General features: G+C 53.8%; 8 protein-coding genes. 1 reads left to right on the top strand and 7 read right to left on the bottom strand.

Annotation, left to right across the window (positions count from 1 at the left end; genetic code table 11):
- On the top strand, positions 1-301 hold a 301-nt coding region (locus LBO03_04790), incomplete at its 5' end, for an IS30 family transposase (GenBank protein MDR3348906.1).
- Positions 302-519: 218 nt separating this feature from the next.
- On the opposite strand, the gene LBO03_04785 is transcribed toward LBO03_04790, so the two are convergent.
- From LBO03_04785 to gap, 7 genes are all read right to left on the bottom strand, one after another.
- Complete coding sequence (locus LBO03_04785) at positions 520-1,308, bottom strand: Eco47II family restriction endonuclease (GenBank protein MDR3348905.1); 789 nt, start codon at positions 1,306-1,308, stop codon at positions 520-522.
- The gene (locus LBO03_04780) at positions 1,296-2,387 is read right to left on the bottom strand and encodes a DNA cytosine methyltransferase (GenBank protein MDR3348904.1); all 1,092 of its coding nucleotides are present in this window, start codon (positions 2,385-2,387) and stop codon (positions 1,296-1,298) included. Before LBO03_04780 ends, LBO03_04785 begins: the two co-directional genes overlap by 13 nt.
- 497 nt (positions 2,388-2,884) lie before the next feature.
- Complete coding sequence (locus tag LBO03_04775) at positions 2,885-3,898, bottom strand: nucleoside hydrolase (protein MDR3348903.1); 1,014 nt, start codon at positions 3,896-3,898, stop codon at positions 2,885-2,887.
- 236 nt (positions 3,899-4,134) lie between these two features.
- The gene (gene eno / locus LBO03_04770) at positions 4,135-5,424 is read right to left on the bottom strand and encodes a phosphopyruvate hydratase (GenBank protein ID MDR3348902.1); all 1,290 of its coding nucleotides are present in this window, start codon (positions 5,422-5,424) and stop codon (positions 4,135-4,137) included.
- A 247-nt stretch (positions 5,425-5,671) separates the two neighbouring features.
- Positions 5,672-7,207, bottom strand: a complete 1,536-nt coding sequence (gene gpmI, locus LBO03_04765; protein MDR3348901.1) for a 2,3-bisphosphoglycerate-independent phosphoglycerate mutase — start codon at positions 7,205-7,207, stop codon at positions 5,672-5,674.
- Between the two features lie 9 nt (positions 7,208-7,216).
- Entirely contained in the window at positions 7,217-9,142 is a 1,926-nt protein-coding gene (tpiA, locus tag LBO03_04760; protein MDR3348900.1) for a triose-phosphate isomerase, read from the bottom strand.
- A gap of 2 nt (positions 9,143-9,144) precedes the next feature.
- Positions 9,145-10,152 (bottom strand): type I glyceraldehyde-3-phosphate dehydrogenase, encoded by a 1,008-nt coding sequence (gene gap, locus LBO03_04755; GenBank protein MDR3348899.1) that lies wholly within the window; start codon positions 10,150-10,152, stop codon positions 9,145-9,147.
- Between the last annotated feature and the right edge of the window lie 202 nt (positions 10,153-10,354).

Raw genomic sequence — 10,354 nt, 5'->3', positions numbered from 1 at the left:
CTTTAAGAGCATAACAGGGGACAACGGGGCGGAATTTGCAGGGCTGAAAGGCGCGGTGGAATGCGCGGTATATTTTTGCCATCCGTACGCAAGCTTTGAAAAGGGGACGAACGAGCGGCACAACGGGCTCTTGCGGCGATTTATAAAAAAGGGCGGGAGCATAGACGAACTGGCGCCGGAGATCATAGAGATGGCGGCGGAGTGGAACAACAATCTGCCGAGGAAGATTTTAGGCTACATGACGCCTATAGAAGCGTTAGCGCAAGAGCTTATGAAAATCAAAGAGGCAATCGCGGCATAATCCCCTTGCCTAAGCCATGGCGATACAAGGATTGGTGTATGCCAAGCCCTATGGGAAATTTGTTGCATTTGATATTGCAATTGACCGACTCCTTAAAAGGCGGCTGTTTTTAAAGTAGTTTAATAAAGTTACTTTATGTCAAACTAAATGAGCTTTTTTATCAAACTAAATGCGCGCTTATAATAGCCCACGACTTCCTCCCGCATACGCGGGGGATTTTATTGCTTTCTAAATCCGATGTATGAGCCAAACCCAAGCATATACAGTGAAAGTGCGATTGCGCCATTTTCCTTTTCGGCTATTGCGCGCAGCTCGTCAATAACAGTATCATTGGGAACGATAGCGGCGGCGGTGTTTTCTACAACATTTTCAATGACAGAGGGCAACGCCATGCACATTTTACAGAAAGCGTCTGCTTGTCCGGTAACAATACTATAAAACTCGTCCATGCTTACACGGCGTATTCTACGGTGTCTTTGTCGAATTCCATCGATACTGACAGCCCAAGTGGTATTTTGAGAATGTCTTGCTATTGCTTCAACAAGAAAACACGCACAATCATCATCTTTAAGCAACTGCCCTTGCATTGTAATATATGTCCTGCTGCTTGAAGCCGAGTTCATGGTATTGTGCTTGTTCTTCACCTCAACATAGATGGTCGAAACCCTGTCGCCGTCCGGCAGCATAATGCCGCCGTTGCGTTTGAAAATGACGTCCCAACCTTTCGAAGGGATAGAACAACTGGCTATATACTGAAAAATGCGTTGATGAAAATAGCCTATGTCGTTATTGTTGGACTTATCGCGCTGGCGAAAAATTTCATTCTTGATAATCTCTTCCCAAGAGTAGCGATAAACCGTTTTGTCAAAAATTAATTTTATAGGATCCACAATATTGCTATTAAAATTCTGCAAGTCAAAAGCAACGAGTTTGTCGCCGTATTGCTGTATGGTTAATTCAACATGTTTATGAAAGTCCGCGTCTGAAATAAAGCCTAACACTGACATTTTGCAGTATCCAGGCCCTTGTAAATTTCTTTTGCAATCGCAAAGGCAAGGTTTATGGGCACAGCGTTACCGACCTGTTTGTATTGGCTGCCTACGCTTCCACAGAAAGTCCAATCGTCCGGGAAACATTGGATGCGGGCATTTTCGCGGATGTTAAAGGGGCGCGGTTCTAATGGATGACAACGATCTGTTTGTTTTTGCGATGGAGAAGTTAAAACCGTCAGCGATGGCTCATCGAGGGAAAGTCTCCGTAAAATGCCTGTGCGGCCGCCGCCCATAAAATAACAGCTTTTCATATACTCTTTTGCGATATTGTCTGGTATGTCGCGCCAATAACCACCAGGCGGAACCAATTCAAATATCTTGCGTTTGCATTCCGAATATTCAGCGCCCTCGCTTGCGGGAATGTTTTTGAGCACATCGCGCAAAACAGGCTTATAACTATGGGGCAAAGGAAAGTCAATTTTTATTATTTCCACCAAGTCATTGCGAATGCCGATTGTAATTAGACGTTCCCGCTTTTGAGCGACCCCGTAATCCCAAGCATTTAAAATTTGTTTCTGGCTTGCGTAGCCGCTTTTTGCAAAAATATCAAGGATTGTTTGATATGTACGCCCTCCATCGTGAGTCAGCAAGCCGCGCACGTTCTCAAACAAAAATACTTTCGGTTGAAGTTTTTGCAAGAATACGGCGAAGTGGTAAAAAAGAGTTCCCCGCGCGTCCTCTAATCCTAAACGCTTTCCGGCATAAGAAAACGACTGGCAGGGCGCGCCCCCGGAAAGCATATCTAATTCTCCGACCGGCAGCTTAAACAGATCTGACAAGTCCAAAGAGGAAATGTTTGCTATGTCGTCGTGAATGACGTTCCAAAACGGGCGGTTGCGTCTTAGCGTGGCTGCGGCGTCTTTGTCAAGCTCTATCAAGGCGCGAGTATTAAAACCCGCCTTTTCGATGCCAAGAGCAAGGCCACCCGCTCCGGCAAACAGTTCAATCGAAGAAAACAAATGTTTTGCCGCTGCGAATGGCGCGACAGCGTTTTTAATGTGCAAATTTTTTGTAATTTCGGCAGCCTGCGGCATTTTCTCAACCCGCTTTCTTGAGGAATCACCCCAGAACACGCAAAAAGATTTCATTTATTAAAATCATAGCCTGATTTGGCATCATCGTCAAGAAATCTCACTGCAAATCCCTTAAATATCGGCGGCAACTACGCTTCTTTTCCTTATGAAGTTCATCCCAGCGCCGGCGGCAACCTCCACCTTGCGGCGCCATGCGAATCAAGTCTTTTGTCGCATACTTCGCGCAAGTTGCTTGCAGAGCGCGGGCGTTGTGAATATATTTTATGTCGCTTAAACATCGGCAAGAACATGCCAACGCGCATGGCCAACGCCCACGCGGTACGTTGGCCGCTAAAGCGCGATTTGATGGCGGCCGCTTTAAATCGCCCGTATATCGCGTTTGCGCGAAGGCGATTTAATTACGGCGTTGGCGGGAGCGCGGCAGATGCCGAAGCCCCCCGGCATGATTTCAGGCTTTGCGGAAGATCTCTCCGGCAGCGCCAACATGCCCTGCCCCGCTACCTGGCCGAAGCCCAGTATGTTTTGTCGTTGAGCAGGTTCCAGAAGCGCTCTGTGTCAATGTCCAAAACAACGTCGGCGCGCTGCGCCCCGACAGGGGGGGCTTCTTCATAGGCCAGGGATTGCCCGTAGGAAAGTCCGTACTGGTCATTCACGTCGACAAAGACATTTTCCTTTCGGACAATTAAGGAAGGGTCAATGATGATGGCCGCAACAATCACGTCCCAGTCAAAGAAGGTAAAGTCCTCGTTTTTTTCAAAACTTTGCCCGACAAAGGAAGCTCGCAGCAATTGCGCCTGCCCGCTCTTGCCGAGGGTTTTCAGCAGACGGTCATAGTGCGCGCGCCGAAAAACGACCTTTTCGCACACGTCCAGCCCTACTATTGTTTGCTCTTTAAATGGCGCCCGCAATGATATTTTGGCTGCTTCGGGGTCAAAATACCAGTTAAATTCCGCTGCGGGAGTAATGTTGCCCGGCCTGTAGAAAGCGCCTCCCATGTAAACCACCCGTTTAATCAGGGGAACGATGTCCGGGGCTTTTCGGATCGCCAGGGCCAGATTGACGCAAGGGCCGATGGCGGCAATGGTTATTTGGCCGGGGTTGGCCCTGACCGAGTCGATGATAAAATCCACGGCGTGCTTTTTTATCGGTTTGACCGCCGGATCCGGGGCGATGCCGTAGCGCTTTATATAGTCCTCCTGCCAGGATTTGGGTTCAGGCAGGCCAAAGCAGCCCACCCATGCGTCCTGCCCCCTGCCGAACAGAGGGCGTTCCAGTTCAAACAGTTCATGCCGGTTGGGGCGCAGTGGATAAGCAAGGCCAGCCGCCACCGGGACGGAGCTTTTGCCCTCGATTTCAAGCTGGCGCAGGGCGGACGCGACCCCTGCCTTCACCCAACTGTTGCCGCTAACGATCGTTACCCCCACCAGTTCCACGCGGGGAGCATTGGCCAGCAAAATCATGGCCACGCCGTCGTCAAACGAGTCTACCATATCTGAGTCCAACAAGACCATTTCTTTTGACAAGGCCGAGGGTGCGTGAACCGTAAAGATAAAAAAGAAAAACAGGAAAAATGCAATCTGTTGCGCGATTTTCACTCTATACACCTCATTCCTGCCATATAGCCGGCTTGTGCTTCCCTCGGCGCGGCAAGAAAATTGTCGATTCCGCCGCCTGCCCCCCCCCCCCGCCATTGAAGGAAAATAAACTATCGTAAAACTTGGCGGCGCGGCCTTTTTATGTCCCGCGGTCAGCGCAAGTTGTAGAAAACCTCATGGCCGCGGTATTGGGCGGCTACGCCCAGCGCTTCCTCGATCCTGAGCAACTGGTTGTATTTGGACACCCGGTCGCTGCGCGCCGGGGCGCCGGTCTTGATCTGCCCGGCGTTGACCGCCACGGCGATATCCGCGATCACCGCGTCATCGGTCTCGCCCGAGCGGTGGGATATTACGCAGGTATAGCCAGCGCGTTTGGCCATTTCGATGGTATCGAAAGTTTCGGTAAGCGTGCCTATTTGATTTACCTTGATCAAAATCGAGTTGGCAACGCTTTTAGCTATGCCTTTCTCAAGGCGCTTGACGTTGGTCACGAACAAGTCGTCGCCTACCAATTGCAGTTTTTTGCCCAATTTTTTCGTCAGCGCGGCCCAGCCCGTCCAATCGTCCTCGGCCAGCCCGTCCTCAATGGAAATGATCGGGTAGCGTTCCGCCAAATAGGCGTAATAGTCGATCAATTGTTTAGCCGTAAATGTCTTGTTCTCGCCCGCGAAAGAGTATGTGTTGGCCTTTGCGTCGTATATCTCGCTGGCGGCGACGTCAAGCGCCAGCGCCACCTGTTCGCCCGGACTGTAGCCGGCTTTTTTGATCGCCTCGACGATAACCGCCAGGGCTTCCTCGTTCGATTCCAAGTTGGGCGCGAAGCCGCCTTCGTCGCCGATGGACGTGCTGAGTTTTTTTTCTTTAAGCACGGTTTTCAAGTGATGGTATATCTCCGCGTTCATACGCAGGCCTTCAGCGAAGGACGCCGCCCCTACCGGCATGATCATAAATTCCTGTATGTCGACGTTGTTGTCGGCGTGCGCGCCGCCGTTTAAGATGTTCATCATCGGAACGGGCAGTTCCTTGGCGTTGGCGCCGCCCAAATAAACGTACAGAGGCAGCCTGGACACGATCGCCGCCGCCTTGGCCACCGCCAGCGACACGCCCAATATGGCGTTGGCGCCAAGTTTCCTTTTGTTTGGCGTACCGTCAAGCTTAATCATAAGATTGTCTATTTCCACTTGCTCCAAGGTGGACATGCCGACTATTTCCGGCGCGATCTTTTCGTTTACATTGGCAACCGCCTTGGTCACGCCCTTGCCGAGATAGCGCTTTTTGTCGCCGTCGCGCAGCTCTACCGCCTCATGCGCGCCGGTTGAAGCGCCTGACGGCACGGCGGCGCGGCTGCACACGCCGCTTTCAAGCTCAACCTCCACTTCGATAGTCGGATTGCCGCGCGAATCCAATATTTCCCGCGCATAAACATCAACGATTTCCGTCATCAGCCAACATCCTCCTTGTTTTCTTGTAATGGCCGGCCCATGCCGGCCTCCCTATCCGGCGCGCTTGCGCCGAAGATTTTAAAAGCTTGCCCGGCCGCAAACTATAATTTCCCCTCTTTTGCCGGGCAAAGCGGCGCCTCATTGAGGGGACAGGGAAGGCAAGTCGTCCGCAAAGGCAGATCCGGCATTGGAAGTTCCAAGCGCAAAGCGCTTTGCCCCGCAAAAACGCCGCCGCCGCAAGCGGCGGTCAACTGACGATCAGGCTTTCCCCCGTCATTTGCGCCGGTTTTTCTATTCCCAGGATCTGGAGCATGGTTGGGGCGATGTCCGCCAGTATCCCTTCCCGCAGTTTTGCGCCTTTGTATTCGCCGCCAACGAGAATAAAGGGCACTTTGTTAGTTGTGTGCGCGGTATGCGGCTCAGTGCCGCCCTCTTCGCGCATCTGCTCGGCGTTGCCGTGGTCGGCGGTAATGCAGGCTACGCCCCCTTTGGCGACAACCGCCCCGACCAGCGCGCCCACGCACCTGTCCACCGTCTCCACCGCCTTTATCGCGGCGTCCAGCACGCCGGTATGTCCCACCATGTCGGAGTTGGCGTAATTTATGATGATAACGTCATACAAATCCTGCGCGATCAGTTCCAACGCTTTTTCGGTTACTATGGGCGCGCTCATTTCCGGTTTGAGATCATAAGTCGCGACCTTGGGCGAAGGGACAAGCACCCGGTCTTCCCCTTTATTGGGCGTTTCCACGCCGCCGTTGAAAAAGAAGGTAACATGGGCGTATTTTTCCGTCTCGGCCATTCTGAGCTGCTTCAGCCCGCAGCCGGCCAGCACTTCGCCCAGCGTCGCCTTTATGTCCTCAGGCGCAAAAGCGACCGGGAAAGGGAAGGTAGCGTCATATTCGGTCATGCAGACGTAATTGGCCGGCAGGAGGCCGTTGGGGCGGGGAAACGCCGAAAAATCCGGCAAAGCGAGGGCGCGGGTGATTTCCCGCGCCCTGTCCGCCCGGAAATTATAAAATACAACTCCGTCATCCGCCTTTATCCCGCCAAAGGAACCGGCGTCCATCCGAAACGGCAGGACGAATTCGTCCGTCAGGCCGGCCGCGTAAGAGGCGTTAACGCCCGAGGCCGCGTTTTCGGCCGTCCCGCCCTCGCGCAGCGCCAGGACGCGGTAAGCTTTTTCCACCCGTTCCCAGCGATTGTCGCGGTCCATAGCGTAATACCGTCCCGCTACCGTCGCTATCTCGCCTATGCCCGTCGCCTTGAGTTCAGCTTCCAACCTTTCGACAAATCCTATCCCGCTTTGCGGCGGCGTGTCGCGCCCGTCCAACAGGGCGTGGACGCATACTTTTCCCACTTTTTCTTTTTTCGCCAGTTTGAGGAGGGCGAAAAGATGCTCAATATGGCTGTGTACGCCGCCATCGGACAAAAGCCCGATAAGATGCAGAAAGGACCCTTTTTCTTTGACCTGCCGCAACGCGGACAGCAGCACTTGATTTTCAAAAAAGGAGCCGTCTTTTATCGCCTTGGATATCCGCGTCAGTTCCTGGTAAACTATGCGGCCGGAACCGATGTTCAAATGCCCGACTTCCGAGTTGCCCATCTGCCCCTCCGGCAGCCCGACGTCCGTGCCGGAGGCGATCAGGCCGGTATGCGGATATTCTGCGCAAAGCTTGTCCAGGCAAGGCGTTGCGGCAAGCTTTACCGCGTTGTATTCTTTCGACTCCCGCAAGCCGAACCCGTCCATGATCACCAAAAGAAGCGGCTTTTTTTTGTTCATGGCTTTCTCCTATTTATAGCGCGCGATCGCGGCGAACCCGCCGGCGGACAGGCTGGCGCCGCCTACCAGCACACCGTCTATGTTGTCCGTGTCCATAAGCGCTTTTATGTTTTTTTCATTAACGCTGCCGCCGTAAAGTATCCTGGCAAAGCGCGCGGCTTTCTCGCCAAAATTGGCGGCTATCCAAGCGCGGATGCGGCCGCATACTTCGTCGGCGTCGGCAGGGCTGGCCGTCTTGCCTGTGCCAATGGCCCAGACCGGCTCATAAGCCACCATCGCCGGCAACTCGGCCTGTTTTTCCAGCGCGGACAGACCGGCCGCCAGCTGCCTTTCTATAACCGCCGCCGTTTCGCCTTTTGCCCGCTCCGTCTCCCGCTCGCCCACGCAAAGCACCGGCGTCAGGCCGTTGCGCAGCGCGGCCCGGACTTTGTCGCCGCTTATGGCGTCGGTCTCGCCGAAAATATGCCGCCGCTCGGAATGGCCTACCAACACATACTGACAGCCTATGTCTGAAAGCATGGGGCCTGACACCGCGCCGGTAAAAGCGCCTTTGTCTTCATAATGCAAATCCTGCCCGCCATAGCCGACATGCCGCCCGTCAATGGCTTCGGCTACGCTTTCTAACGCCGTAAAAGGCGGGAATATGGCTATTTCCGCTTCCACTCCCGCCGTAAGGCGCGCTATTTCTTCCGCTAAAGCTACCGCCTCGCTCACCGTTTTGTGCATTTTCCAGTTGCCGGCGATCAAGGGGCGGCGCAGATCGTCCAAAGCGGCGACCCCCGGCAGAGTTTTTCCTTCCAGATATTCAAGCGAAGCGCCGCCGCCGGTGGAAATGTGCGTTATGTCAGCGGCAAGGCCTAATTTTTCAATGGCCGCGACCGAATCGCCGCCGCCGACTATGCTCACGGCGGCGGACGCCGCTACCGCTTTGGCCACCTTTTCCGTGCCGGCGCAAAAAGCGTCCATCTCAAAAACGCCCATCGGGCCGTTCCAGACGATTGTCCGCGCGTCCTTTAAGGCGGCCGCAAAAAGCTCGCAAGTCTTTTCGCCGATGTCAAGCGCCATCCAGCCTTCCCTGATCCTGTCCGCCGCGCAATTTTCGCGCGCCGCGCCGTCGGCGAAGCGATCCGCCGCCACTACGTCCGTTGGCAGCAAAAACTCAACGCCGCTCTTTTCGGCTTGCGCCAAAAGCTCTTTGGCGTAGCCAATTTTGTCGCTTTCCACCAAAGATTTTTGCATGTCATAGCCGAGCGCTGCCAAGAAAGTGTTGGCCATGCCGCCGCCGATAAGTATCTTGTCGGCTTTGTTCAGAAGGCTGGCAATGACCCCTATTTTGTCGGATACCTTCGCGCCGCCGAGAATGGCGGCAAACGGCCGCGTGGGATGTTCCAGCGCCTTGCCGAGAAAATTTATCTCGCGTTCCAGCAAAAAGCCGGCGACGCTCGGCAAAAACCGGGTAATGCCGTCAACCGAGGCATGCGCCCTGTGGGAGACGCCAAAGCCGTCATTGACATAAATGTCTGCCAATTTAGCCAGTTTTTCGGAAAATTCCGGTTCGTTTTTTTCTTCCTGCGCGTAAAAGCGCAGGTTTTCCAGCATCAATATTTCGCCGGGCCGCAGCCTTGCGGCGGCTTCTTCCGCCGCCGCGCCGATGCAGTCGGGCACAAACAGCACCTTTTTTCCCAGCAGTTGCTGCAGCCGTTCCGCCGCCGGCCTGACGGTAAACGCCTGGTCGGGTTTGCCCTTAGGCCGGCCCAGATGGGTCATCAGGATTACCGCCGCGCCCGCCTCAAGCAGATAATTTATGGTCGGCAACGATTTCACTATCCGCGTGTCGTCGGTTATCGCGCCGGATTTTATCGGCACGTTATAGTCCACGCGCACTATTACTTTTTTGCCTTTTACCGCAATGTCGCGGATATTTTTTTTCTCCATGCTCAAAAACCTTTTTTGCCGATATAGACGGCCAAGTCGGCGGTACGGTTGGAATAGCCCCATTCGTTGTCGTACCAGGACACTACTTTGACCAGGTTGCCGTTAACGACCATCGTCGAAAGCGCGTCAATAATGGAGCTGCGCGGATCGCCATTATAATCGCGCGATACCAGCGGTTCTTCGCTGTAGCCCATAATGCCCCGCAAGGTAGTTTCGGAGGCGGCCTTCAGCGCGGCGTTGACTTCTTCCGCCGTTACCGCCTTGGAGAGCTGGGCGCTCAAATCGGTCAAGGAAACATTGGGCGTCGGCACGCGCATGGAGAGGCCGTTGAGCTTGCCTTTAAGTTCCGGTATGACCAGCCCCACGGCTTTAGCCGCGCCGGTGGTGGTCGGTATGATCGACATAGCCGCCGCCCGCGCCCGGCGAAGGTCGCTGTGCGGCAGATCAAGTATCCTCTGGTCGTTGGTATAGGAATGGATGGTAGTCATAAAGCCGGCCACTACGCCGAAACTGTCGTGAAGGATTTTGGTGAAAGGCGCAAGGCAGTTGGTCGTGCAGGACGCGTTGGAAATGACGTGGTGAGCCTTGGGATCGTATTTTTGCTCGTTCACGCCAATGACGACCGTTATGTCCTCGTTTTTGGCCGGGGCGGAAATAATCACCTTTTTGGCGCCGGCGTCGATATGGGCTTTCGCCTTCAAGGCGTCGGTAAACCGTCCGGTGGATTCTATGACCACCTCGGCCCCAATCTCCCCCCACGGGAGTTTGGCCGGGTCGGTCTGCGCCAGCACCCTCACTCTTTTGCCGTTGACCAAAATGCTGTCTTTTTCCGCTTTGACGTCAGCGGCGAAGGTACCGTGCACAGAGTCATATTTCAGTAAATGCGCCAAAGTCGCGGCGTCCGTTAAATCATTCACCGCCAGGATGTCAATGTCGGGATTGTTTAGCGCTGCCCGCAAGACGTTGCGCCCAATGCGGCCAAACCCATTGATTGCCAATTTTACTGCCATTCTTACCAACCTCCGTTTTTTATTTTAAATAGTGATCTTTCATGACGATCAACTGAAAGCCGCCGCCGGGCACCGGCAAACCGCCCACGTTTTTCTCGCGGCGAATTTTCCCCATTGCCTATTTACATTTTACTCTCTTTCGGCGTATATTGTAAAATGTTTTTATTTATATATACCGTTCCCATGTTAAAATCATACTGTC

The organism is Acidaminococcales bacterium, assembly GCA_031290885.1.
In the GTDB taxonomy this organism is placed as follows: domain Bacteria; phylum Bacillota; class Negativicutes; order Acidaminococcales; family JAISLQ01; genus JAISLQ01.
This window is presented reverse-complemented; position numbering and strand designations above follow the sequence as displayed.

Coding starts and splice junctions, on each gene's coding strand:
- tpiA (MDR3348900.1), bottom strand. CDS start 9,142: ATGGAGAAAAAAAATATCCGCGACATTGCGGTAAAAGGCAAAAAAGTA.
- gap (MDR3348899.1), bottom strand. CDS start 10,152: ATGGCAGTAAAATTGGCAATCAATGGGTTTGGCCGCATTGGGCGCAAC.
- LBO03_04785 (MDR3348905.1), bottom strand. CDS start 1,308: ATGTCAGTGTTAGGCTTTATTTCAGACGCGGACTTTCATAAACATGTT.
- LBO03_04780 (MDR3348904.1), bottom strand. CDS start 2,387: ATGCCGCAGGCTGCCGAAATTACAAAAAATTTGCACATTAAAAACGCT.
- LBO03_04775 (MDR3348903.1), bottom strand. CDS start 3,898: ATGGTCTTGTTGGACTCAGATATGGTAGACTCGTTTGACGACGGCGTG.
- eno (MDR3348902.1), bottom strand. CDS start 5,424: ATGACGGAAATCGTTGATGTTTATGCGCGGGAAATATTGGATTCGCGC.
- gpmI (MDR3348901.1), bottom strand. CDS start 7,207: ATGAACAAAAAAAAGCCGCTTCTTTTGGTGATCATGGACGGGTTCGGC.